This is a genomic window from Rhodococcus sp. Leaf247, from assembly GCF_001426185.1.
In the GTDB taxonomy this organism is placed as follows: domain Bacteria; phylum Actinomycetota; class Actinomycetes; order Mycobacteriales; family Mycobacteriaceae; genus Rhodococcoides.
This window is the reverse complement of record NZ_LMRP01000001.1, coordinates 550312-574679: the sequence shown is the minus strand read 5'-3', so window position 1 is coordinate 574679 and position 24368 is coordinate 550312. Positions and strand designations below refer to the sequence as shown.

Genomic DNA, 24368 nt, shown 5'->3' with positions numbered 1-24368 from the left:
GCCGGGTAGACCGGAGGCTATGAGCCAGGTCACTCAGGACGTCAGCGTCATCCTCACCGTCAACGGGGAGCAGCATCGAGTCGAGTGCGACGTCCGCACGACACTCCTCGACGCACTCCGCGAGAGGCTCGGCCTGACGGGCTCCAAGAAGGGGTGCGATCGCGGACAGTGCGGCTCCTGCACGGTGCTGTCCGGGGGCCGCCGCATCACCAGTTGTCTCACCCTGGCCGTCGCGGCGCAGGGTGACGACATCACGACCGTCGAAGGTCTTGCGGACGGCGACGACCTGCACCCGATGCAGGCGTCCTTCCTCGACAACGACGCGTTCCAGTGCGGCTACTGCACGCCCGGTCAGATCTGCTCCGCGGTCGCCGTGGTGGACGAGATGAAGAGCGGGTGGCCGAGCGCGGTCACCGACGACCTCGACAGCGCGGCGGTCTCGACCGACGACGAGATACGAGAGCGCATGAGCGGCAACATCTGTCGCTGCGGCGCGTACGCCAACATCGTCGCCGCGGTGCGGGAGAACATGCCGCCCCGCGACGCCACCACCGTAGGGGTCGAGGCGTGAAGACATTCGCCTACGACAGGGCCGAGGACGCGGCGTCCGTGGCGCCGGCACTGGCACAGGGAGCGACGCGGGTGCTGGCCGGTGGCACCAATCTGGTCGATCTCATGAAGCTGGGCGTCGAGACACCGGATCGACTGATCGACATCACGGGCCTCGCCCTGGCCGAGACGCAGTGGAACGCGGACAGTGGTCTGCGCGTCGGAGCGCTGGTGCGCAACAGTGATCTGGCCGCCGATCCGGTCGTGCGCTCGCAGTATCCGGTGCTGTCACGCGCCCTGTTGTCGGGCGCGTCGGGCCAGCTCCGGAACATGGCGACCACCGGTGGCAACCTGTTCCAGCGCACTCGCTGCCCGTACTTCATGAACGTCGATACTGCGTGCAACAAGCGCGAACCGGGGTCGGGATGCTCCGCTCTCGAGGGCGATCGCCGCAACGCCGCGGTGCTGGGCGCGTCGCAGTACTGCATCGCCACCCACCCGTCGGACATGGCGGTGGGCCTCGCGGTCCTCGACCCCACCGTCGGTGTCGTCGGAACGGACGGGATCCGAGAGATCCGATTCGCCGATCTGCATCGTCTACCCGAATCCACCCCGGAACGGGACTCGACACTGCGGGACGGGGAGTGGGTCAGCCACCTCGACATTCCGCCGCTCCCGTCCGGTGCGCGCTCGACCTACCGCAAGGTGCGGGACCGAGCGTCGTACGCCTTCGCCGTGGTGTCAGTCGCCGCTGTGGTGGTGGTGGAGAACGGTGTCTTCACGACCGTGCGGATCGCGTTGGGCGGTGTGGCGCACAAACCGTGGCGGGCGACGATCGCCGAGAACGATCTGCTCGGTTCGATTCCGTCCCGCGCCGCGGTGGTGGCGGCGATGGAGCACGAGCTCGGTGCCGCGCACACGTTCCCGGACAACAACTACAAGATGTCGCTCGTCGCATCGACCGCGGCGTCGACCGTGATGTCCCTGTCCGACGTCGCTGCCGACGAGGCCCGTCGATGACCGTCATGGGAACGCCCGTCGTGAGGCTCGAGGGCCGCGAGAAAGTCACCGGCGCAGCACGATACGCGGCGGAATACAAGGATGTCGGCGGATCTCTTGCCTACGCGGTCATCGTCGGGGCGACCGTTCCTGCCGGGCGGGTGGTCGACGTCGATCGTGCATCAGCATTGGCGCTTCCGGGTGTTCTGGACGTGCTCTGGCACGGCAACGCCCCGACGCTGGGTGACCCCGGGGACGGCGAACTCCAGGTCCTGCAGTCCGACGCAGTCTCCTACCGCGGGCAGATCGTCGCCGTCGTCGTGGCGGACACGCTGGAGCAGGCCCAGGACGCGGCGTCGGCAGTCGACGTGACGTACGAGAGCAGGCAGTGCGACAACGAGCTACGAGAACATCACCCGGGCATCTACGCTCCCGAACAGGTCAACGCGGGCTTCGACACCGACGTCGTCAAGGGGGAGCCGGAGGCACGATTCGACGCGTCCCCGGTGCGCGTCGACGTCCGGTACACGACACCGGCCGAGCACAACGCGCCGATGGAGCCGCACGCCACGATCGCGTCCTGGAGCGAGGACAAGTCCACGCTGACGGTGTGGGACTCCACCCAGGCGCCGTCGGGAGTGGCCGGAGATCTGGCCGAACTCTTCCACCTCGAGCCCGGCCGAGTGCGCGTCGTCGCCGAACATGTCGGGGGAGGATTCGGGTCGAAGGGAAGCACACGGCCGAACGCGGTGGTGGCGGTGATGGCGTCGTCCGTCGTGGGTCGGCCCGTGTCGTTCCCCGTGCCGCGCCGGTCGACCTTCGACTTCGTCGGCTATCGCACTCCGACCATCCAGCGCATCCGGCTCTCGGCCGACCACGACGGCTCGATGACAGCGCTTCTGCACGACTCCCTTCAGCAGACGTCGACGGTCATGGAGTTCGTCGAGCAGACCTCGGAGGGCAGCCGGCACGTGTACGACGTCGCCGACGTGTCGACGACCCACCGCGCCGTCGCACTCGACGTCGGCACGCCGCGGTGGATGCGGGCTCCCGGTGAGTGCCCCGGCATGTTCGGGCTCGAGTGCGCGGTCGACGAACTCGCCTATGCCCTCGGCATGGATCCCATCGAGCTGCGACTACGCAACGAGCCGTCGGTCGACCCGGCAGACGGGCAGGCGTACACCTCCCGGACCGTCCGCCGGGTGTTCGACGACGGATCCCGCAGATTCGGGTGGGCCGAGCGCGATCCGCGTCCAGGAATCCGACGGGTGGGGCGGACGCTGGTCGGCACCGGGGTGGCGATGGCGACCTACCCGGCCATGACGTCTCCGAGCACCGCGCGCGCGACCGCTCGCGGTGACGGCACGGTCGACGTGGCCATCGCCGCGTCCGACATCGGGACGGGCGCTCGCACCGTTCTGGCGCAGATCGCCGCCGATGCCCTCGGTGTCTCCCTGGACCGCGTACACATCCACGTCGGCGACAGTTCGCTGCCGACAGCACCCGGTGCCGGCGGATCGTCGGGCACGTCGTCGTGGGGATGGGCGGTGACCAAGGCCTGCCGGGCACTGGTCGCCGACGGTGACCCGGCCGCCGGTGCGAGCGTCCTGGCGGACACCGCCGACGATCTCGAGGAGCGTGCGGAAAGGGCTCGTCAAGCCTTCGGCGCCCATTTCGCCGAGGTGCACGTCGACGTGGACACCGGCGAGGTGCGGGTGAACCGGATGCTCGGTGTCTTTTCCGTGGGGCGCGTGCTCAATCCGCGGTTGGCGCGGTCGCAGCTCATGGGCGGCATGATCTTCGGGTTGGGGATGGCTGTGATGGAGGAAGGCATCGTGGACCGCCGACACGGCGGATTCCTCAATGCGGACCTCGCGGAGTACCACGTGCCGGTGGACGCCGACGTCCGCGACATCGAGGCGATCTGGGTCGACGAGTACGACGACGATCTCAATCCCATGGGCAGCAAGGGGATCGGCGAGATCGGCAACGTCGGATCGGCAGCAGCCATCGCCAACGCCGTGTATCACGCGTGCGGTGTGCGGGTGCGGGACCTTCCCATCCGTCTCGACACCCTCGTCGAGAAGATGGATCCCGCGCTGCGCCTGTGAGCGACGAGCCGATCAGGCGAGGAGGAGATCGAGCCGTTCGTACCCTTCGCGCATGCCCTTCTCCATTCCGCTCGCCGCCATCCCGTCGCGCGCGTCGAGGGACGGGTAGACCGAATGTCCCTCGAGCCGACACCGGTCACCGAGATCGACGAAGGTGAGGAACTCGATGCTCACCACGTCGGGGAAGCCCTCGTACTCGAACGTCTGCACGGCGAACTCGTCGGTGCGCACGGTGTGGAACACGCCGTGGAAGGCGTACTCGGCGCCACCGGGATCACGATGGATGTAGCGATAGCGACCGCCGCTGCGGAAGTCGTACTCCTCGACCGACATCTCGTACCCCGCCGGGCCGAGCCAGCGGGCGACCAGTTCGGGTTCGGCGTGGGCTCGGAACACTGCGGAGACCGGTGCGTCGAACTCACGCCGAACATCGATGAACGGCACGCCTTCCGGCAGGTGGATGTGCAGGGCCCTGTCCGCAGTTCCCGTCATGTCGTCCAGTCTGGACCACCGCCCGCCGCCGCGGAGGCGCTACCGGACGGTCACGCGGATTCGAGGAACAGCGGAGGTGGTAGACACATCGGGTCATCATTTGCCGCGACAGCTCGGGGGACCCACGTGCGCATCGCTCTGCTGTCCTACCGCAGCAAGCCCCACGTCGGTGGACAGGGCGTGTACGTCTCGCGTTTGAGCAGGGCCCTGGTGGACCAGGGACACAGCGTCGAGGTGTTCTCCGGTCAGCCGTACCCCGACCTCGACCCACGCGTGGGCCTCACCCGCGTCCCGAGTCTGGACCTGTACCGGGACGACGATCCGTTCCGCACCCCGAAACCGTCCGAGATCAGAGACCTCGTGGACGTGTCCGAAGTGCTCACGATGTGGACCGCGGGTTTCCCCGAACCCCGCACGTTCGGTGCCCGGGTCGCACGACTGCTTCGCGCGCGGGCCGACGAGTTCGACGTCGTGCATGACAATCAGTCCTTGAGCTACGGGCTGTTGCGAGTTCCGCTGCCCCTCGTGGCCACCATCCATCACCCGATCACGCGGGACCGCGCGCTCGACCTCGCGGCAGCACCGTGGCGGCGACAGATCACCGTCCGTCGCTGGTACGGCTTCCTGACCATGCAGAGGCGGGTGGCGCGCCGCATCGCGCGCCTGCTGACCGTGTCGCACTCGTCCGCCGTCGACATCGTCGAAGCCTTCGGCGTCGATCCCGCGGCGGTCACCGTGGTCCCTCTCGGTGTCGACACGACGGTGTTCGCACCGGGAGTCGCGCCGCGAGTTCCCGGGCGGATCGTGGCGGTCGCCAGCGCCGACGTCGCACTCAAGGGAGTGCGGCATCTTCTCGAGGCGGTGGCGAAGATCCGGACCGAGCGCGACGTGGAGCTCGAGCTGGTATCGAAGGTCGACCCGGCCGGACCGACACGGGTCCTGATCGACGCTCTCGGGATCGGCGACATCGTGCGGACCCGCAGCGGCCTCGACGACGCCGAACTGGCGCGCGTCCTGTCCTCGGCGGACGTCGCCTGCGTGCCGTCCTTGTACGAGGGCTTCTCACTCCCGACGATCGAGGCGATGGCCTGCGCGACGCCCTTGGTGGTGAGCCGCACCGGGGCGATTCCCGAGGTGGTGGGGCCCGACGGGCTCTGCGCCGATCTGGTGCCTCCCGGAGACAGCGACGCACTCGCCCTCGCACTGACTCGCGCGCTCGACGACGAGCCGCGCCGGCGCGCCATGGGTGAACGCGGACGCGAACGTGCCACCTCCACCTACGGCTGGGCGGCAGTGGCCGCAGCGACGGTCGAGCAGTACGAGAAGGCGATCGACGACGGTCGCCGACCACGACGGAATCGAGTGAGAACATGCTGACGATGGACTTCGACCGACTCGGGTTCGGCGAGGGTGATCGCGTCATCGACATCGGCTGCGGCCAGGGACGTCACTCCTACGAGTTGTACCGCCGCGGAGCGCATGTCACGGCGTTCGATCAGAACGCGGAAGAACTCGACGAGGTCAAGGTCATGTTCGGCGCGATGGCCGAGGAAAAGCAGGTTCCGGAGTCCGCGACCGCGGAGACCGTCGTCGGCGACGCGTTGTCGCTGCCCTTCCCCGACGAGTGGTTCGACGGGGTGATCGTCTCCGAGATGCTCGAGCACGTCCCGCAGGACGCTCGGGCCATCGCCGAGATCGCCCGCGTCGTGCGGCCCGGCGGCACCGTGGCGGTGAGTGTCCCGCGGTGGTTGCCCGAGCGTGTGTGCTGGGCGCTCTCGGACGAGTACCACGCCAACGAGGGCGGGCACGTGCGGATCTATCGCGCCGGCGAGTTGGCGGCATCGCTGACCGATGCGGGCCTCGAGGTCACCCACACTCACCATGCGCACGCGCTCCACGCGCCGTACTGGTGGCTCAAATGCGCCGTGGGGGTGCGCAACGACGACCACCCACTGGTGCGCGGGTATCACTCGATGCTGGTGTGGGACATGATGAAAGCCCCTCGGACGACCCGCATCCTCGAGAAAGTGCTGAACCCGGCCATCGGCAAGTCCGTCGTGATCTACCTGCGCAAGCCGGAGGCCCGTCGCGATCGACCGGAGGTCGAGCGTGGCGCTCACTGAGCATGCGGTCCCGTCCGTCCCCGACGTCCTGACGGCCGAGCAGTGTCTGGAGAGCGCCCGGAGCATCGCGGCGGTCCAACTGCGGTCCGGGGCCGTGCCGTGGTCGGACGGCGGGCACCTGGATCCGTGGGACCACGTCGAAGCAGCGATGGCTCTGAGTGCGGCCGGCCTGGTCGAGGAGGCCGACGCCGCCTACGAGTGGTCGCGGCGCACCCAGCGCGACGACGGTACGTGGCCCATCCGGATGCGCGGGTCGGTCGTCGAGGACGCCGGATCCGACACCAACTTCTGCGCCTACATCGCGGTGGGGGTATGGCACCACTTCCTCGTCACCGGCGACGACAACTTCGCGCTCGCACTGTGGCCGACCGTGCGCCGCGCCGTCGACTTCGTCCTCTCCCTGCAGTCCGATCGCGGCGAGATCGCCTGGGCGGCCGGACCGAACGGCTCGCGTGCGGAAGCGCTGCTCACCGGGAACGCGAGCATCCATCACAGCTTGCGCTGCGCGTTGGCACTGGCGGCGTACATCGGCGACCCCCAACCGGACTGGGAGGTGGCGGTCGGCCGACTCGGTCACGTTCTCCGGCATCATGATTCGGCCTTCACTCCGAAGCCGTCCTACTCGATGGACTGGTACTACCCGATCCTGGGCGGCGCGGTGCGCGGCCCCGCGGCTCTGCGGCGTATCGACGAGCGGTGGACGGACTTCGTGGTGGACGGGCTCGGTATCCGCTGCGTCGACGACCGCCCCTGGGTCACCGGAGCGGAGACCTGCGAACTGGTACTGACCCTCGACGCGATGGACCGTCGCGACGCGGCGGTCGCCTTGCTTGCGAACATGCAGCACCTGCGGGAGAGCGACGGGTCCTACTGGACCGGCCTCGTCTACGCGGACGGTAAGCGGTGGCCGGTCGAACGGACCACGTGGACCACCGGGGCGATGATCCTCGCGGCCGACGCGCTGTCCCGGTCGAGCGCCGGTTCCGGCATCTTCCGCGGCGACGACCTGCCCGTCGGACTGTCCGGCGCGCACCGACTCTGCGGCTGCGCGGGGGAGTCCTATCCGGCGAGCGTGCCGGGCTGACCGGACGTACGCGTCAGCACTCGCAGTGACCCGGCTACTCGCAACTCGGTGAACTGGCCGCTGTCGAGTGCCCGCCGGTAGATGCGGTACGGCGCCTGACCGCCGTCGGCCGGATTCGGGAACACGTCGTGGATCAGCAGGGCGCCTCCGACGGCTGTCCAGGGAGCCCAGCCCTCGTAGTCCGCCGCGGCGGCCTCGTCCGTGTGACCACCGTCGACGAACAGGACGCTGACCGGTTGCCGCCAGATCGCCGCGACCTCGCTGGAGCGTCCGACGACGGCGATGACCACGTCGTCGAGGCCCGCCCCGCCGATGGTGCGCCGGAACCGGGACAACGTGTCGAGCGATCCGGTGGACGGATCGACCAACGACTCGTCGTGGTACTCCCACCCCTGCTGGTGTTCCTCGGACCCGTGGTGGTGATCGATGGTGACGACGCGTCCACCGGTGGCGCGCGCGGCGGCGCCGAGGTAGACGGTGGACTTGCCGCAGTAGCTGCCGATCTCGACCGCGACCCCGTCCCCGAGGAACTCGGCGGCCGCGTCGAACAGTGCGAGACCCTCGTCGGCGGGCATGAAACCCGTTGCCGCCTCGGCGAACTCGCGGAGATCATCGGGCATGACGGGCGGTGCGGGAGTGTCGGTCACGCGCCGAGCCTAGTCGAACACCTTGCCGGGATTGAGGATGCCCCGCGGGTCGAGAGCTGCCTTCACCGCACGGTGCATGGCCAGCACGACCGGATCGAGCTCCTGCACCAGTCCGTGCATCTTCAGCAGTCCGACGCCGTGTTCTCCGGTCACGGTGCCGCCGAGTTCCAGTGCGGCGTCGATGATCTCGGCGAACGCCGCCTGTGCTCGCGCGCGCGCCGCATCGTCGTCCCGCGGGGTTATCAGCAGAGGGTGCAGATTGCCGTCGCCAGCGTGGGCGATGTTGGCGATGACGACGTCGTGGGCGATGCCGATCTTCTCGATGCGCGAGAGCATCTCCGGCACGTGCCGCTTGGGGACGCACACGTCCTCGGTCAGCACCGGCCCCAGACGTTCCATCGCGGGATACGCCAAGCGGCGGGCCGCGAACAACGCGTCGGCTTCCTCCTGGTCGGTGGACAGTGCCGACCAGGTGGCGCCGCCCTCGTCGAAGCACGCCATCATCGTCTTCGCTTCCTCATCGCCGACCTGTCCGGGTGTGTCGACCCGGCCGAGCAGCACCACCTCGGCGTCGACGGCGAGACCCATGTTCTTCCAGGCGTCCACCGCGAGCAGGCACTGCTTGTCGACCAGTTCCAGAGCCGACGGCGTCAGGCCCGCGGCGGCGACAGCTGCGACGGCTCGCCCGGCGTCGACGATCGAGTCGAAGTATCCGGCGACGGTGCGCTGCGGATCCTGGAGCGGACGGAGTTTGACGGTGATCTCGGTGACGATGCCCAGCGTCCCCTCGGAGCCGACCATCAGACCTGCGAGGTCGTACCCCGCGACGCCCTTCGCGGTCTTGCGACCCAGTTGGACCAGATCGCCTGTCCCGGTGACGATCTGCAGTCCCATGACGTAGTCGCGGGTGACCCCGTACTTCACGCAGCAGAGTCCGCCGGCGTTGGTTGCGACGTTCCCGCCGATCGTCGACCAGGGTGAGCTGGCGGGATCGGGCGGGTACCACAACCCGACCTCGGCGGCGGCCGCGCGCAGGTGATCGTTCACGACGCCCGGTTCGACGACGGCATAGCGCTCGAGCGGGTCGATCTCGAGGATCGTGGTCATCCGATCGAGGGCGAGAACGATGCATCCCTCGCTCGCGTTCGCTCCGCCGGACAACCCGGTACCTGCGCCGCGAGTCACCACCGCTGTACCGGTCGCGAGACAGGCGCGCACGGTCGCCTGGACCTCCTCGGCGGTGGTGGGCCGTACGACGGCAAGCGGAGCGGTGGAATACGCCCACTCCGCCTCGTCGTGCTGGTACGACGCCATGACGTCGGGGTCCAGGACGACCCGATCGGCGGGGAGTTCGGCGAGCAGTGCATCGACGATCATCAGTCGAGGGTAGCTGTGAGCGGCATCCCATCCGGCGTCGCCGACCCCCTCTTCGGAGGGTAGTGGGAGTGGTTCAGGTCACATACGGTTCCTCGCAAGTCCGACCATTCGGACGTTCCTCACCTCGGATGGAGAACCATGACCACAGTTTCGCCCGACGACGCGACCGCGCGCGTCGCAGCACCACCCACCACCCCGCGGACGAGCGTGCGCAAAGTGGCGGTTGCCAGTGGCATCGGCACCACGATCGAGTTCTACGACTTCTTCATCTACGGAACCGCTGCCGCCCTGGTGTTCCCGACGGTGTTCTTCCCCGCGCTCGGGGCGACGGCGGGAACGGTGGCATCCTTCGCGACCTTCGCCGTGGCGTTCATCGCGCGCCCGGCCGGTGCCGTGCTGTTCGGACACTTCGGTGACCGCATCGGCCGTAAGAAGACCCTCATCTCGACGCTGCTCCTGATGGGTGTGTCGACGTTCGTCATCGGCCTGCTGCCCGGCGCCGACACCATCGGTGTCGCGGCCCCGATCATCCTGGTCGTCCTGCGGTTCGGCCAAGGCTTCGCTGTCGGCGGCGAATGGGCGGGGGCGACGCTGCTGACGGCCGAGTACGCGCCGGCGAAGCGTCGCGGCTTCTACGGAATGTTCCCGCAGCTGGGACCGTCGGCGGCCTTCATTCTGTCCAGCGCGACGTTCCTGGTCACCGGCGCCGTCTTCGGCGACACCAACGAGACGTTCCTGAACTACGGGTGGCGCATACCGTTCCTGTTCAGCGCCGTGCTGGTGCTGATCGGGCTCTACATGCGGCTCGCGATCGAGGAGACGCCGATCTTCCGCGCGGATCAGGCGGCGGCCGCGCAGAAGGCGCCCGGCAGGCTTCCGGTTCTCGAGGCGTGGCACGTGCAGAAGCGGGAGGTGCTGCTCGCGGCGGGCGCACTCGCCTCGCTGTTCTCGCTGTTCTACATGGGCACTGCGTATCTCACGAGTTACGGCACCAAGACCCTCGGATTCGACCGGCCGTTCGTACTCTGGACCGGCATCGTCGGCGCCGTCATCTTCGGCATCACCATCGCGCTGTCCGCGACGTTCTCGGATCGGGTCGGCCGGCGGCGCGTCATCATGGTCTCGTGCGCGGTGGCCGTCCCGTGGTCCCTGGTGCTGTTCCCGTTGCTGGACACCGGGTCGAGCACGGCCTACGTCGTCGCCATGTGTGTCACGTTGTCCATCTTCGGCATCGCGTACGGCCCCACCGGAGCGATGCTGCCGGAACTGTTCCAGACCCGATTCCGATACACGGGCGCCGGTCTCGGCTATAACCTCGCCGGAGTTCTCGGTGGCGCGATCCCGCCGCTGCTCGCCGCCCCGCTGACCGCCGAGTTCGGCAGCATCGCCGTGGGCGTCATGCTCGCCCTGCTGTCGGTGCTGAGCCTGTTCTGCACCCGGGCGCTGGTGGAGACCCGGAACGTGAACATGGCCTGACGGCCCGAGACACGAGAAATCCGGTGCGGAAATGCTCGCTCAGCGAACATGTCCGCACCGGATTCGTGTGCGTGACGGGACTAGCGGGTGCCGCCCTTGGCGTATTCCGCGATCGCGTCGATGTTGGTCGAATCGATGAACGCGGGTCCGGTCAGAACCGGGGTGCCTCCACCGATGGTGTTGCCGTTGTTGAGGTACAGCCAGAGCGAGTCGACGGCCAGGTAGCCCTGCAGGTAGGGCTGCTGGTCGACGGCCCACGCCACGTCGCCGCCCTGGATGGCCTCCACGAGTGCGGCATTGGTGTCGAACGTGACGACGGTCGCCTCGGAGCCGGCATTCGCCTTCGACTGCACCGCGGTCAGCGCGATGGGGGCGCCCAGAGCGACGATGTGGTCGATCGACGGATCCTGCTGCAGCTTGGCCGTGATGGTGGCCTCGACGGACGGCATGTCCTTGCTGTTGACGTTCAGGATCTCGGTGGAACCACCGGTGAATCCCTGTGTCACACCGGCACAGCGGGATTCGAGGGCAACCTGGCCCTGCTCCTGGATGATGCAGAGCGTCTTCTTCGCGCCCTCGGTGGTCAGTCGCTCACCGACTGCGCGGCCGGCGATGGTCTCGTCCTGGCCGAAGTACTGCTGGACGCCCTGATCCTTCCAGGCGTCGTACCCGGAGTTGAACGCGACGACGGGGATGCCCGCTGCGGTCGCGGCCTCGACGGCCGGCGCCATGGCGTCCGGCTTGGCCAGCGTCACCGCGATGCCGTCGACCTTGGAGTCGATGGCGCTCTGGACCAGGTTGGCCTGGTTGGGTGCCTCGGGGTCGGAGGAGTAGCGCAGCTCGATGTTGTCCTTCGCTGCCGCAGCCTCGGCGCCCTTGCGGATGAGGTCCCAGAACGTGTCGCCGGGAACCTCGTGGGTGATCATCGCGATGGTCGCCTTGGGAGTGTCGGCCGTGCCGGCGTTGCCGCCGCCGTCACCGGAGGACTCCGGAGCCCCGCCGGAACTCGAGCAGCCCGCTGCCAGGGTGACGCTCAATGCGACGCCGAGAGCCACAGCGGTGCCCCGACGGGTGAGATGACGTGTCATTCGGTCTCTTTCTCGAACGCCGACTAGTCGGTGTGCTGGATACGAGGTCGTGATCATGAGGTCGCGACCCGGAGATATGTGTAATCCACATCACAAGCATTGTCAATAGTTTGTCCAGACAATACGTCCGCAGCGGTGCGGGTGCGTCAGGTGCGCGCCTCGGCTTGCACTGCGGCGAGAACGGCAGTGCGGTCGAGCTTTCCACGCGGAGTGCGGGGGAGAGAGCTCACCGTGACCACGGCGGCGGGGAGCGCGGGGGCCTCCAGACGGCTCCGGAGATGGCGTCGCAACGCAGCGGGATCGACCGGGTCGTCGACGACGATTGCCGCCACCGGCACGTGCCCCATCCGCACGTGCGGAGCTCCGACACACGCGGCGTCGACGATGCCGGGAAACTCCCGCAGCGCTCGCTCCACGTCGATCGGTTCGACCTTCAGGCCGCCGCGCACGATGGTGTCGCTGCTGCGACCGGTGAGGAACAGCCACCCGTCGTGCACCTCGCCTCGATCGCCGACACCCATCCACCCGTCGATCGGACCACCCGTCGGTACCGCGTCGTCCGGCGAGGTCAGATAGCCGTCGAAGTTCATGTCGCTGTGTACCTCGACCAGACCGTCGACCACCCGCGCCTGCACCCCGGACACCAGTCGCCCGGCGGAGCCCGGCGGAACCGGTTCGGCGGACGACGACACGGCGACGAGGCTCAGTTCCGACGCTCCGTAGAAGTGCACGAGGGTGGCCCCGGGTAGGCGTTCCGACAGGGCGCGTCTCCCGGATTCGGGCCAGAAGGCACCGGAGGACAACACTTCTCGGATACTTCCCGGGGTGAGGTCGACGCGTCGAGCGATGTCGTGCGCGATGGTGGGAACGGTGTAGACGTGCGTCGGATCGGCGCCGCTCGCGGCCCACGAGTCGACCGGTCGCAGGTCCACCGAGGCACCTCGCGTCAGAGCATGCACCAGTCCGTACAGGAAATGGGTGTGGTCCAGGACGCCCGGCGCGGCGACGCGGGAGTGCTCGTCGACGGTGAATTCCTCGTCCGAGCGATCGAGGGTGCGAGTCCAGGATCGGCGGGACCGCACGAACAGCTTGGGCTTCCCCGACGTTCCGGATGTCAGCCCCGCCAACAGTTCGGCGGACTCGTCGGGATCGGCGACAGGCGTCGCCGGCGCTGCCGTGAGATCCGTCGGCGACTCGAGGGGCCCGTCGTAGCCGAGTCGTCGGAGACGGTCCCTGCCGCGTGTCGACGCGACGACAGCCCCGGGTCGGCTGATGTCGAGCACGGATGCGAGATGGTCGGGCAGGAGATGGCGATGCAGCAGGACCAGCGAGGAACCCGCGCGTATCGCGCCGATCAGAGTGACCACCGAGCCGAGGTCGGACGCCGGAAGCACTGCCACACGAGCCATTCCGGCGACTCGCGCAGCGACGCGACCCGAGTGATCCCACAGCTCCCGATAGGTCAGCGACCCGTCCGCCGCGGTCACCGCGCGGAAGTCCGGGGTGTCATGCGCCCATCGCTCGATCCGTGCGGCGATCACGAGTCGTCCTGATCGGTCGCCGGATCGTCGACACCCCGCGCGACGAGGCTGTCTCCCAGCGCGTCCGCGGTGCGGAGTGCACGGACGACGACGGGTGTCGCCAGCGCCGTCATCGACCATTGCAGCCCGCGGGCTTTGCGTGCGTCCGACACCTCGTGGACGATCCCCGTCAGGACCGGAACGAGCCGGATGGTCAGTGCCAGAAGCAGTCCGACCCGGTCGGGATCCACCCCGAATCTCCGGAAAGGCTGCAGGAGGCGGTCGCAGACGTCCAGCATCTCGGTGACGCGGGTGGTCAGAGTGACCAGGCTCGCGGCCGCGACGGTGACCACCAGGACGCCGCACACCACCACTGCTCGGGCCGGGGTGGTGAAGACGACCTGGAACACCGCGATGAGAGCGACCATCCAGAACAGTGGGCGGATCTGTGCGAGGGCGACACGGGGACCGATGCCTCCCACCGCGAACGCTCCGCACACCAGGGCGGCGGCCACGGCGACATCGACGGGTCTGCGCACGAGGGCGATCACGGCGACGACCGCAACCATCAGCAGCAGAAGCTTGGTGCCGGCCGGAAGTCGGTGCAGCAGTGATCGACCCGGTTGATAGAGGCCGATCATTCGAGCAACGCCTCGTAGGCGGGCAAGGCGTCCGCGGGACGTCCGTCGTAGGCCACGCGCGCGTCATGGATGACGATGACGCGGTCGAAGTTCGTCAACAGATCGAGATGGTGCGTGACGACGACGACCTGCTGATCGAGGGTGTCGAAGACGCGTCCCACCTTGCGGGCGTTGCGCAGGTCGAGGAGCGTGGTCGGCTCGTCCGCCACGAGGACCTCGGGTCGGCGGATCAGCACCGCACCGATCGCCAGCATCTGCTTCTGGCCACCGGAGAGCAGGTGCGCGGGGTGGTCGGCGTGGCCGGCCAGGCCGAACTTGTCGAGCATCTCCGACACACGGTCGCGCACGTCGTCCTTGCCGGCGCCGGTCCGTCGCAACGAGAACGCGAGATCCTCGGCGACGGTGGGCATGACGATCTGGTTGTCGGGGTCGGTGAAGACGAAGCCGACCTTGCGCCGGACCTGTCCACCCTTGCGGGCGACGTTGAGACCGTCGACCGTGACGGTGCCCTCGTTCGGGGAGACGAGGCCGTTGATCATGCGCGCCAGAGTGGACTTCCCCGACCCGTTGGAGCCGACGATGCCGATGCGGGACTCGGTCAGTTCGAGGTCGATGTCCTGCAGCACGCTTCGCTGACCGTAGCCGTGCGAGACGTGCTCGAAGCGGATGACGCTCACCGGTCGACCCGCTCGACGAGCATCGCGATTCCCTGACCGCCTCCGATGGCGCATGCGGCGAGGCCCAGCGCGGGCGAGGTTGTCGATGCCATCTGTGTAGCCAACCGGACGAGCAGAAGGGCACCGGAGGCGCCCCACGGGTGGCCCAGAGCGATGGCGCCGCCGCCCGGACAGACGATGTCCGGATCGAAGCCGAGGCGATCGACGACTGCGAGCGCGACGGTCGCGAACGCCTCGGTGATCTCGACGATGCCGACGTCCGTCGGTGCGACCCCGCAGCGCGACAACACGGCCTCGATCGCGGGGATCGGCGCGAGTCCCGGTAGCGCCGGGTCGGTTCCGGCGACCGACCATCCGAGGATGCGGAGCGCCGGCCCGTCGGCGCGGTCGGCAGTGGTGACGGCGACGACCGCCGCACCGTCGGAGATGCCGCACGAGTTCCCGGCCGTCGCGGTGCCGTCGGCGGAGAAGGCCGGCCGCAACCGTCCGAGCCGCGCCGCGGTGAGGCCGGAACGAACGCGTTCGTCCGCGGTGACCCCGGCGACGGGCACGATCTCGCCCGAGAAGTCGGTGGTCGATGCCAGCCTGTGCGACCGCTCGGCGTACAGGTCCTGGCGGGCTCTGTCGATGCCGAGGTGCCGCGCCAGATCGTCCGCCGCGACGCCCATGTCGGGGTCCGGAGTTCCTGCTGGGGTGAACGGCGCGCGGGTGTAGCGAACCGGGTCCTGTCCGCCGGTCGGCGGGAAGTAGCGCCACGGCGCGGTGCTCGCGGACTCGACGCCCCCCGCGAGCAGCAGGGTGTCGTCGCCCGCTCGGATGCGTGAGGACGCCAGGGCGACCGCGTCGAGTCCCGATCCGCACTGCCGATCGACGGTCACGCCGGGTACGCCGTGACCGAGTCCCGCCTGCAGTGCGCTGACGCGGGCGATGTCGCCGCCGGGGCCGAGGCAGTTGCCGAGGACGACGTCGTCGACCGGTCCGAGATGGGCGACCCGCCGGGCGACGTCGGCCAGCACGGGCGCGGCCAGGTCGGCGGCCGTGCAGGTCGCGAACGCGTGGCCGGCGGTTCCCACCGCGGTGCGTCGGGCGACGACGATGACGGGCTGCGCGACCATCACACGGTGGACGTCCGAGCCGCCACTCGGCGACGCGGTGCGATCAGACCCGGGTATGCCCGGTGGACGCCCTTCGCGACGATGGTGGCCACGACGACCTTGAGTGCATCTCCGGGGACGTAGGCGCCGGTGGAGGCGATGGCCGCGCCGATTCCGAGGTCGGTGCGCACGAGTAGACCGAGGATGCCGAACACGTAGATGACGGCGATGCCGCCCACGGCGTTGACCAGCAGACCGGCCCACAGCGGGTACGCGGGCACGATGAGGCGAGTGAGCGCGCCGATCACGAAGGCGCCCACGACCCAGCCGACGAGGTATCCGACGCTGGGCGCAGCGAAGACTCCGAGACCGCCGCGACCGCCCGCGAGAAGCGGCAGGCCGATGGCCACGAGCGCGAGCAGGACGAGCACCGCGGCTGCGCCCTTGCGTGCTCCGAGAACAGCGCCGGCCGCGATGACGCCGAGAGTCTGCAGGGTGATGGGCACGCCGCTGATCCCGACGGTGATCGATCCGGGAAGCCCGAGGGCGGCGATGAGCGCGGCGAAGACGGCGACCTGCGCGAGGTCTCGAGCCGAGAAACGTGTGGTGGACACCGTGCGAACTCCTGAGGCCGGGGACGAGACTTGAACGGTGTTCAAGTGCGATGGTCAAGCTAGCCTCGCGCCTGCTTCTCGTGCAAGTCCCGCCCGGTCAGGACAGTGACGACACGAGTGCGTCGAGTGTGGCGGCGCTGCTGTATCTCGGATGCCAACCCAGTTCGCGCTTGGCCTTGGAGGTGTCCATGACCACCGAGGTCCGGCCGACATGCACCCACTCGACCATCGACGGCACGACGGGCAGCGTCCGGATGACCGCCGACGCTGCCGATCCGAGAATCGACGGCACCCGGATCGGTTGGGCGCCGAGGGCGGAGGCGACCTCGGACAGCGACACGACGCCGTCCCCGGCGATGTTGAACGCCCCCGGAGCGGCGTCCGTCGTGACGGCGGCCGCGATCGCCGCGGCGACATCGTCGTGGTGCACCAGCTGCAGCGGGTGTCCGGGATCAGGGAACAGCGGTCGGATCAGGGGCACCGCGCCGAGTGCAGCGGCCACCGGCTGGGGGAGCTTGGAGGCGAACGACCGCCACGGCATCGAGTCGGCCAGCGCCGGCGCCTTCGGACCCGCGACGATGCAGGGTCGCAGGACGAAGACGTCGAGGTCCGAGCCCGACGTGACCTCCGTCAGGACCGACTCGAGTTCTGCCTTCTGCTCGGAGTAGTAGTGCTCCTTCGAGCCCCTGGTCGGTGTGTCCTCGGTGATCGGCACCCGGTTGTCCGCGTGATACCCGTACGCGGCGACGGACGAGGTGTAGACCAACCGGCTCGGCTTCGCTGCCGCGACGGTCGCCTCGAACACGTTCCGGGTACCGGCGAGGTTGATGCGCGAACTCTCGGCCCGCGAGCCCATGATCAGGAATGCCAGGTGGACAACGACGTCGGCCTCGGCGACGAAGGACTCCACCGCCTCCCGGTCGAGGATGTCGCCCTGCCGATACTCCGTCTTCGTCCACCCGTGTGCCGAGGTGTCGAAGGGCCGCCGCGCCATACCCAGGATGCGGTCGACCGCCGGATCCTTCTCGAGTGCATCGACTGCAGACATCCCGATCTCGCCTGTCGGTCCGGTCACCGCCACTGTGATTCCCATGTGCCGAGGATGCCCTTCGAGGTGGTGATCCATGCACGGAACGGATTCCGCGGTCGATCCTCACGGGTGACAGACTGCAGCGATGCAGGATCTCGCGGACGTTCTGGACTCACTCGGCAGGGCGCCCGACGTGGAGGCGCCCAACCTCACCGCCGTCGACGCTTCCGACAGACTCGTCCTGTCCGAGGCCGCCGACGCGCTGTCGGCCGCGACGCCGGGCGCGGTCGTCGTGATCGGCGACCGGTACGGCGCGCTGACGCTGGGCGCGGCAGCGGCCCACGGCCTGAGCGGCATCCGCGTGCACCAGGACCCTCTGACATCCGAACTGGCGCTGGCCCGCAACGCCGATGCGCTGGGAATGGCTGCCGTCTACACGAACCACGCACTCGACCGACGACTGCTGGACGGCGCCTCCGTGGTCCTGATGCAGCTTCCTCGCGCGCTGGCCGAGCTCACCGAGATCGCGGAGGCGATCGCGCGGTGGGCGGATCCGTCGGTGCAGGTCTTCTCCGCGGGTCGGCTCAAGCACATGAGCCGCTCGATGAACGACGTCCTGGCGGCGAGCTTCGGCACGGTCACCGCGACACGCGCGTCGCAGAAGTCCCGCGGCCTCGTCGCCTCCGACCCGACGCCCGCCGAGTCGTTCACCTATCCGGTGCGGACCACCGTCGCCGATCTCGACATGACCGTGGTCGCGCACGGGGCCGTGTTCTCGGGGGACCGCTTGGATATCGGCACCCGGTTCCTGTGTTCCTTCCTCGACCGGACCGCACCCGACGCTCGCCGGATCGTCGATCTCGGCTGTGGCACAGGAATTCTCGCCGTTCTCGCCGCTCGGCTGCGTCCCGACGCGGAGATCGTCGCCACGGACAGGTCGGCGGCGGCCGTGGCGTCCGCTCTCGCGACCGCAGAGGCGTCGGGTGTCTCCCTGACCGTCCGGCGTGACGACGCGATGGCGTCGGAACCCGCCGCGAGCGCCGACGTCGTGCTGTGCAATCCGCCGTTCCACGAGAACGCCGCCGTACACACCGGAGGTGCGGAGAAATTGTTCGCTGCCGCACGCAGGGTCCTGCGACCCGGCGGAGAACTGTGGACCGTGCACAACTCCCATCTACGCTTCACCCCCATGCTCGGGCGCATGGTGGGACCGACCGAGGTCATGGGACGGAATGCAAAATTCACCGTCACCAAGTCGATCCGGTGACGGTGAATTCAGCTGCTCGGTTGCTCGGAGCTCACTCGTAGAACGAGCCCGCGTCCTCGGGGGTCCCGTCGACCTGGCCGCGGTGCGTCGCGGAATTCTCCACCACGACCCCGTCCACCACGTCCGCGTCCTTCACGGCGGCGCCGTCGGTGCCGTCGTCCTCGGTGGCGTCCGCGATGTAGTCGTTCTCGTCGTCGCTGTCGATGATGCGGTCGACGAGCTCCTCGGTCAGATCGTCGTCGGGTGTCGCCGCGACCGGAACGTCGAGCTCCTCCTCGAGCGGGACGTCGGGAACTTCCTCGGCCAGCTTCTGGTCGAGGCTCTCACCCTCTCGTGCCTCGCGCTCGGTGGTGCCGAACTTGTCGGCCTCGGTCCACGAGTCCGGCGGGGTCACCACGTCGTCGACGTCGTCCGTGCCCCGGATCTCGTCCGAGTCGAGGCTCTCACTCTGGTCCAGCGTGTCTCCGGGTCCGTCTTCGATGCTCATGCTGTCCATGGTGCCCGTAACGCTGCGGCCACAAACGTGTGGCAGCGGTCGCGGGCCGCAACCCGGTGGTGTGTACTCCAGGTGTTCGTCCGCGCACGACCTCCGTCTCGTCCGGTCCGGATCACGGCCGGTAGAGTCCGTTTTGTCCGATGGGAACTTTTCCGTCGTCGCCGAACGTTGTTCTGTTCACAGGCTCCACCACACGAAAGGGATGAGACACGGTGCGCACTTCCAGCAACCCGGTGTTCCGCAATCTGCCCAAGCAGTCGGGGGGCGGGTACGCGTCGTTCGGTTCGGCCGCCGCCGGCGCCGGTGCGGTCACCCAGCAGTACGGATCTCCGCAGGGCCAGCCGCAGCCGCAGCCGTACCAGACCGGTCCGCAGCAGCGTGCGATGACCATCGACGACGTCGTCACCAAGACGGCCACGACTCTCGGTGTCCTCACCGTCGCCGCGATCGTCAGCTACGTCCTCGCGAGCAACAACCCGGACCTGGCTCCGATGTTCGTCATCGGCGGTGGACTCATCGGCTTCGTCCTCGTCATGGTGGCCACCTTCGGCCGCAAGATGGACAGCGCGCCGCTGGTCCTCGCGTACGCGGCCTTCGAGGGCGTGTTCCTCGGAGCCCTGTCGCTCATGTTCACGTCCATCGAATTCGGTGGTGTCGGCGGTAGCGCCCTCATCGCGCAGGCCGTGCTCGGTACGTTCGGTGTCTTCTTCGGCATGCTGGTCGTCTACAAGACGGGCGCCATCCGCGTCACCCCGCGATTGACCCGCATGGTCGTCGGCGCCCTCATCGGCGTCGTGGTGCTGATGCTCGGCAACCTGGTCGCCAGCTTCTTCACCCCCGGCGGACTGGGCCTGCGTGACGGCGGAACCGTCGCCATCATCTTCAGCCTCGTCTGCATCGGCATCGCCGCGTTCAGCTTCCTGCTCGACTTCGACGCCGCCGATCAGCTCATCCGGGCTCAGGCTCCGGAAAAGGCAGCCTGGGGTGTGGCCCTCGGACTGACCATCACCCTGGTCTGGCTGTACGTCGAGATCCTGCGACTGCTGAGCTACTTCAACAACGACTAGTTTCACCGGTCGTCATCACTGCCGACAGCCCCCGTCCTCCGAAAGAGGACGGGGGCTGTTCGCTGTTCCGGGCCGGGAACGATCTCACGCGCTCCACCGCAAGGTGTCTTCCGGCCCGTCTCTCGGTGGAGCCGGCGATATCTCTTCCACGGAATCACTGTGTGCGCGCACGGGCAGTTCGGGCGCCGTGAAGTAGTCGCGACCGCGCGGATCGCGGATGTGGATGATGCCGTGTTCCAGTGCGCGGTAGGTCCATTGGCCGCGGGTCTTCAGTCCGTGGTGGTGGCGGCAGAGGGGTTCGAGGTTGTCGATGATCGTCCACCCGCCGCGAAGCGGGTCACTGTGGTCGAACGGGACGATGTGGTCGAGGTCGCAGTCGGCGCTGGGCACGCCGCAGCCCGGGTGCACGCATGACGAATACCGGGTGGTGACCGCCATAGCCACAGCGTCGGTGGGCCGGTAGGTCAGTGCCCCGGCCGGTGGAATGTGTCGGCCGCCATGACCGTCGGGGTTCGGGCCTCTGCGGCGGGCAAGGTCGTCGGGGAACTTGTCGGCGAGCATCCTCAGTTCGTCGAGGTATTCGTCGACGGCATCGGTGAATCTACTGCGAATCTCTCCGTCGCCGGGGCTCCAGCCGGGTGGATGTCGACGGGTGCGTCGCACCTCCCGGATGTCGTCCGGTGTGTCCCCGTGCTCACCGAGAGTGCTGGTGATGAGTGCTTGCCAGGTGGCGTCGGCGGCGAGTGCGCGGGCGACGTCGGCGGGAACAGGACCCCACCCGACGAGGTGGCCTGGTTCACCCGCGAGTCCGGCAGCGGTGGCCGCGTCGAGGACGATGCACGCCAGCATCCCGGGCCTTTCGGCGTGGCGGCTGCTGCACTCGGGCATCTCGCACGCGCAGGCGGGCCGTTCACCGGTCAGGGTGGCGACAGCAGCGTCGAACAACCGCGCACCGTTGGGCACGTCAAGTGCGTGGCAGAGGGTTCGGGCGGTGTCCGCGACAGCGCGGCGTGCGGCCGCGATCTGTTCCTGCGGCCCGCGCAGGCGCAACTCGGCCTGACCGCGCGCGAGGCGGCGGACAGTGAGTGTCCGTTCCGCGGTCGCGCGGTTTCTGGCCGTGCGGTGCCACGCGGAATCCAGGCGGGCGAGGACGCGGTCGACCGCAGCTGCGACAGCGCCGGTAGTGCAGCGTTCAGCGACCGCGAGGATCTCCTGCACGTTCGCCTCGGTCAAGCCCGGTACACCGGCGAGTGAGCGCACGACGGTTCGGAAGGCGGAATAGGGGAGGCGGCCGGCAGCGAATGCCTCTCGGACCGCGGGACGTGCGGACGCACTCAGAGTCCGCCACTCCGACACGGCCGACCCCGAGACCGACAACGCGGCTGCGACCTCCGCGGCAGCAGAGGCCTCGACATCCTCGGGGACGAGGGTGTGGTCACCGGATAGTTCACGGAGCGTGACGGTCTCGATGTACTCGGCAGCATTCAGCACGGTCGCTGCATGCTGCGCCTGTGCCGCGGTCTTGTCCGCGATCAGCGACTCCACAGTCACAGTGTCCAACTCGATCACCCCCCCCCGGGATCACGGAGAACACTACCCCGAATCGACGAATAAGTCGAACATATGTTCGATCAACAACCGGGATTGGCGGTTCCAGTTACGTCTCACCTCGATACGCCGAAAGCCGGTTCCCGACAGGGGAACCGGCTTCCGTGGCGGGATCGATCAGCTGAGCCGCTCGAGCACCATGGCCATGCCCTGTCCGCCGCCGACGCACATGGTCTCGAGACCGAACTGCTTGTCGTGGGCGCGCAGGTTGTTGAGCAGGGTTGCGGTGATGCGGGCACCGGTCATGCCGAAGGGGTGTCCGAGGGCGATGGCGCCGCCGGAGACGTTGAGCTTGTCCTCGGGGATGTTCAGTTCGCGGGCTGAGCCGATGACCTGGACGGCGAAGGCTTCGTTGATCTCGACGAGGTCGATGTCGCCGATGGTCTTGCCGGCGAGGGCGAGTGCCTTCTTCGATGCCTCGATGGGGCCGAGGCCCATGATCTCGGGCGAGAGGCCCGAGACGCCGGTGGACACGACGCGGGCGAGTGGGGTCAGCCCGAGTTCCTTGGCCTTGGTGTCGGACATGATCACCAGGGCTGCGGCGCCGTCGTTGAGCGGGCAGGCGTTGCCGGCGGTGATGGTGCCGTCGGGGCGGAAGACCGGCTTGAGCTGGGAGATCTTTTCGTAGGTGGTGCCGGCGCGGGGGCCGTCGTCGGTGCTGACGACGGTGCCGTCGGGCAGGGTGACCGGGGTGATCTCGTTCTCGAAGTGTCCCTTGGCGATGGCTTCCTCGGCGCGGTTCTGGCTGCGGACGCCCCAGTGGTCCTGCTCCTCGCGGCTGATGCCGGTGAGCTGGGCGACGTTCTCCGCGGTCTGGCCCATCGCGATGTAGGCGTCGGGGAGGTTGCCCTCTTCGCGGGGGTCGACCCAGGTCTGACCGCCCTGGGCGATCTTCTCGGTGCGGGCCTGCGCGTCGGCGTAGATGGGGTTCTGGGTGTCCGGGTAGGAGTCGGAGTTGCCCTTGACGAAGCGGGAGACGGTCTCGACGCCGGCGGAGATGAACACGTCGCCTTCGCCGGCCTTGATGGCGTGCAGCGCCATGCGGGTGGTCTGCAGCGACGAGGAGCAGTAGCGGGTGATGGTGGTGCCGGGCAGGAAGTCGTAGCCGAGCTGGATGGCGACGTTGCGGCCGATGTTGAAGCCCTGCTCGCCGCCGGGGAGTCCGCAGCCCATGAGGAGGTCGTCGATCATGGTGGGGTCGAGGGCGGGCACCTTGTCCAGCGCGGCCTTGACCATCTGCGCGGCGAGGTCGTCGGGGCGCATGCTGACGAGCGAGCCCTTCATGGCGCGTCCGATGGGCGAACGGGCGACGGAAACGATCACTGCCTCTGGCATGGAATGACTCCTCGAATAGTGGGGCGAAGATGTGACTGGAGAGTAACCCCGGGCCCGGGGACCTCCGACCTACGGGACTAGGACGTACGAGATCTCAGGCGCGAGACATGCCTGTTCGCCGACGCCGTGAGCCGCGCGACCAGCCTGCGCTGCTCGGCTACGTCGGAGACGGTGGGCAGCGTCGGCAGCGGACCGCCCGACCACTCGCCCAGTGCCGCGGCGAGGACCGGAAGGATCTGCCGGGCCGCCAGCTCGTACCCGGCGGCCGACGGGTGGAAGCGGTCCGCGGAGAACATGCGCTCCGGTGCCGCGAGGAATTCCGGGGCGAGCAGGTCGGCGAGTGCGACGGGATGTCCGCCCGCGGCGAGCGTCGCCGACGTCTGAGCCTTGGCCAGGCGGTGTCCCCAGGTCCGGACGACGGCGCGCAGGGGTTGAGGTATCGCGGTGACCACCCCGAGGTCGGGACACGTACCGACCACGACGACGGTGCCCTCCGCGCGCAGTCGCCGCACCGCGGTGCCCAATCGTTGCGCGGACGCGGCGACGGCGTGCTTCTTGGTCACGTCGTTCGCGCCGATGAAGATGACGGCAGCATCCGGACGTGTGCGGCCGGCGACGAGCATCGCGTCGACCTGACCTTCGAGGCCCTTCGACGTCGCACCGGGAATGGCCTTGGTGCTCAACCGGATCCGCTTGCCGGTCTCGTCGGCGAGTCCTCGAGCGACGAGCACGCCCGGCACCTCGTCCGCGACGACGCACCCCATCCCCGCGGCCGTGGAGTCGCCGAAGATCATCAGGTGGAGGTCGAACTCGACGCCCGGACGCCATCGCAGAGGAGTTCGTGCGCCGGGCGCGTAGACGCCGTCGGCCTCGGGTGGCCGATCGGTACTGCGGCCGATGACCGTGCGGGCGGCGGCAGCTTGGGACAGCAGATGCTTGTACGCCGCCCAGGACAGCGTTCCCGCCCCGGACCCCGCCACGACCGTGGCAGCGCCCGCGACGGCTGCCTGACGCCATCCGCCGTGGCCACCGCCGGTCTGCTGCAACTCCCGCCCGTTCACCTGTCCGATTCT

At 68.7% G+C, this 24368-nt stretch carries 23 protein-coding genes; 9 read left to right on the top strand and 14 right to left on the bottom strand.

The genetic code is table 11. From position 1 onward, the window contains the following. Positions 1–19 precede the first annotated feature (19 nt). From ASG64_RS02645 to ASG64_RS02635, 3 genes are read left to right on the top strand one after another with little or no spacing between them, the layout of a single operon-like run. Positions 20–571 (top strand): 2Fe-2S iron-sulfur cluster-binding protein, encoded by a 552-nt coding sequence (locus ASG64_RS02645; RefSeq protein WP_056069774.1) that lies wholly within the window; start codon positions 20–22, stop codon positions 569–571. Then, positions 568–1569 carry an FAD binding domain-containing protein gene (locus ASG64_RS02640; protein ID WP_056069770.1) on the top strand — a complete coding sequence of 334 codons (1002 nt, stop codon included), beginning with the start codon at positions 568–570 and terminating at the stop codon, positions 1567–1569. Before ASG64_RS02645 ends, ASG64_RS02640 begins: the two co-directional genes overlap by 4 nt. Then, positions 1566–3659 carry a xanthine dehydrogenase family protein molybdopterin-binding subunit gene (locus tag ASG64_RS02635; RefSeq protein WP_056069768.1) on the top strand — a complete coding sequence of 698 codons (2094 nt, stop codon included), beginning with the start codon at positions 1566–1568 and terminating at the stop codon, positions 3657–3659. Before ASG64_RS02640 ends, ASG64_RS02635 begins: the two co-directional genes overlap by 4 nt. Before the next feature lie 12 nt (positions 3660–3671). Here ASG64_RS02635 and ASG64_RS02630 read toward each other — a convergent pair whose 3' ends face one another. Then, a complete protein-coding gene (locus ASG64_RS02630; protein WP_056069765.1) occupies positions 3672–4151 on the bottom strand; it encodes an SRPBCC family protein in 480 nt (159 codons plus the stop codon). A 126-nt stretch (positions 4152–4277) separates the two neighbouring features. Here ASG64_RS02630 and ASG64_RS02625 point away from each other — a divergent pair, with 126 nt between their 5' ends. From ASG64_RS02625 to ASG64_RS02615, 3 genes are read left to right on the top strand one after another with little or no spacing between them, the layout of a single operon-like run. Next, on the top strand, positions 4278–5528 hold the full coding sequence (locus ASG64_RS02625; protein ID WP_056069761.1) for a glycosyltransferase family 4 protein: 1251 nt from the start codon (positions 4278–4280) through the stop codon (positions 5526–5528). After that, complete coding sequence (locus ASG64_RS02620) at positions 5522–6274, top strand: class I SAM-dependent methyltransferase (protein WP_056069758.1); 753 nt, start codon at positions 5522–5524, stop codon at positions 6272–6274. Before ASG64_RS02625 ends, ASG64_RS02620 begins: the two co-directional genes overlap by 7 nt. Continuing rightward, the gene (locus tag ASG64_RS02615) at positions 6261–7358 is read left to right on the top strand and encodes a prenyltransferase (protein WP_056069755.1); all 1098 of its coding nucleotides are present in this window, start codon (positions 6261–6263) and stop codon (positions 7356–7358) included. Before ASG64_RS02620 ends, ASG64_RS02615 begins: the two co-directional genes overlap by 14 nt. Here the strand turns inward: ASG64_RS02615 and ASG64_RS02610 are convergent. Both ASG64_RS02610 and ASG64_RS02605 read right to left on the bottom strand, forming a co-directional pair. Next, positions 7334–7978 carry a class I SAM-dependent methyltransferase gene (locus tag ASG64_RS02610; protein WP_056072522.1) on the bottom strand — a complete coding sequence of 215 codons (645 nt, stop codon included), beginning with the start codon at positions 7976–7978 and terminating at the stop codon, positions 7334–7336. The genes ASG64_RS02615 and ASG64_RS02610 overlap by 25 nt on opposite strands. A gap of 36 nt (positions 7979–8014) precedes the next feature. Next, on the bottom strand, positions 8015–9382 hold the full coding sequence (locus ASG64_RS02605) for an FAD-binding oxidoreductase (protein ID WP_056069752.1): 1368 nt from the start codon (positions 9380–9382) through the stop codon (positions 8015–8017). A 138-nt stretch (positions 9383–9520) separates the two neighbouring features. On the opposite strand from ASG64_RS02605, the gene ASG64_RS02600 reads away from it, so the two are divergent. After that, a complete protein-coding gene (locus tag ASG64_RS02600) occupies positions 9521–10858 on the top strand; it encodes an MFS transporter (protein WP_056069749.1) in 1338 nt (445 codons plus the stop codon). Positions 10859–10938: 80 nt separating this feature from the next. Here ASG64_RS02600 and ASG64_RS02595 read toward each other — a convergent pair whose 3' ends face one another. The 7 genes from ASG64_RS02595 to ASG64_RS02565 all read right to left on the bottom strand — a co-directional run bounded on the left by ASG64_RS02595 (position 10939) and on the right by ASG64_RS02565 (position 17585). Further along, positions 10939–11946 (bottom strand): substrate-binding domain-containing protein, encoded by a 1008-nt coding sequence (locus tag ASG64_RS02595; protein WP_056069744.1) that lies wholly within the window; start codon positions 11944–11946, stop codon positions 10939–10941. Positions 11947–12092: 146 nt separating this feature from the next. Beyond that, positions 12093–13487, bottom strand: coding sequence for a class I adenylate-forming enzyme family protein (locus tag ASG64_RS02590; protein ID WP_056069741.1), 1395 nt, complete (start codon positions 13485–13487; stop codon positions 12093–12095). Then, complete coding sequence (locus tag ASG64_RS02585) at positions 13484–14107, bottom strand: energy-coupling factor transporter transmembrane component T family protein (RefSeq protein ID WP_042573628.1); 624 nt, start codon at positions 14105–14107, stop codon at positions 13484–13486. Before ASG64_RS02585 ends, ASG64_RS02590 begins: the two co-directional genes overlap by 4 nt. Beyond that, positions 14104–14784 (bottom strand): energy-coupling factor ABC transporter ATP-binding protein, encoded by a 681-nt coding sequence (locus ASG64_RS02580; protein ID WP_056069738.1) that lies wholly within the window; start codon positions 14782–14784, stop codon positions 14104–14106. Before ASG64_RS02580 ends, ASG64_RS02585 begins: the two co-directional genes overlap by 4 nt. Further along, positions 14781–15899, bottom strand: coding sequence for a thiolase family protein (locus ASG64_RS02575; RefSeq protein WP_056069735.1), 1119 nt, complete (start codon positions 15897–15899; stop codon positions 14781–14783). Before ASG64_RS02575 ends, ASG64_RS02580 begins: the two co-directional genes overlap by 4 nt. Beyond that, on the bottom strand, positions 15899–16492 hold the full coding sequence (locus ASG64_RS02570; RefSeq protein ID WP_042573625.1) for a biotin transporter BioY: 594 nt from the start codon (positions 16490–16492) through the stop codon (positions 15899–15901). Before ASG64_RS02570 ends, ASG64_RS02575 begins: the two co-directional genes overlap by 1 nt. Before the next feature lie 97 nt (positions 16493–16589). Beyond that, positions 16590–17585, bottom strand: coding sequence for an NAD-dependent epimerase/dehydratase family protein (locus ASG64_RS02565; RefSeq protein WP_056069732.1), 996 nt, complete (start codon positions 17583–17585; stop codon positions 16590–16592). Between the two features lie 82 nt (positions 17586–17667). On the opposite strand from ASG64_RS02565, the gene ASG64_RS02560 reads away from it, so the two are divergent. After that, positions 17668–18789 carry a class I SAM-dependent methyltransferase gene (locus ASG64_RS02560; protein WP_056069730.1) on the top strand — a complete coding sequence of 374 codons (1122 nt, stop codon included), beginning with the start codon at positions 17668–17670 and terminating at the stop codon, positions 18787–18789. A gap of 31 nt (positions 18790–18820) precedes the next feature. On the opposite strand, the gene ASG64_RS02555 is transcribed toward ASG64_RS02560, so the two are convergent. Next, on the bottom strand, positions 18821–19276 hold the full coding sequence (locus ASG64_RS02555; RefSeq protein WP_042573685.1) for a hypothetical protein: 456 nt from the start codon (positions 19274–19276) through the stop codon (positions 18821–18823). A 221-nt stretch (positions 19277–19497) separates the two neighbouring features. Between ASG64_RS02555 and ASG64_RS02550 the strand changes: the two genes are divergently transcribed. Further along, positions 19498–20352, top strand: coding sequence for a Bax inhibitor-1/YccA family protein (locus tag ASG64_RS02550; RefSeq protein ID WP_056069727.1), 855 nt, complete (start codon positions 19498–19500; stop codon positions 20350–20352). Between the two features lie 84 nt (positions 20353–20436). Here ASG64_RS02550 and ASG64_RS02545 read toward each other — a convergent pair whose 3' ends face one another. From ASG64_RS02545 to ASG64_RS02535, 3 genes are all read right to left on the bottom strand, one after another. After that, entirely contained in the window at positions 20437–21912 is a 1476-nt protein-coding gene (locus tag ASG64_RS02545) for an HNH endonuclease signature motif containing protein (protein ID WP_156388238.1), read from the bottom strand. A gap of 165 nt (positions 21913–22077) precedes the next feature. Beyond that, positions 22078–23295 carry an acetyl-CoA C-acetyltransferase gene (locus ASG64_RS02540; RefSeq protein WP_056069721.1) on the bottom strand — a complete coding sequence of 406 codons (1218 nt, stop codon included), beginning with the start codon at positions 23293–23295 and terminating at the stop codon, positions 22078–22080. A 77-nt stretch (positions 23296–23372) separates the two neighbouring features. Then, positions 23373–24341 (bottom strand): SGNH/GDSL hydrolase family protein, encoded by a 969-nt coding sequence (locus ASG64_RS02535; RefSeq protein WP_056072519.1) that lies wholly within the window; start codon positions 24339–24341, stop codon positions 23373–23375. Positions 24342–24368 lie beyond the last annotated feature (27 nt).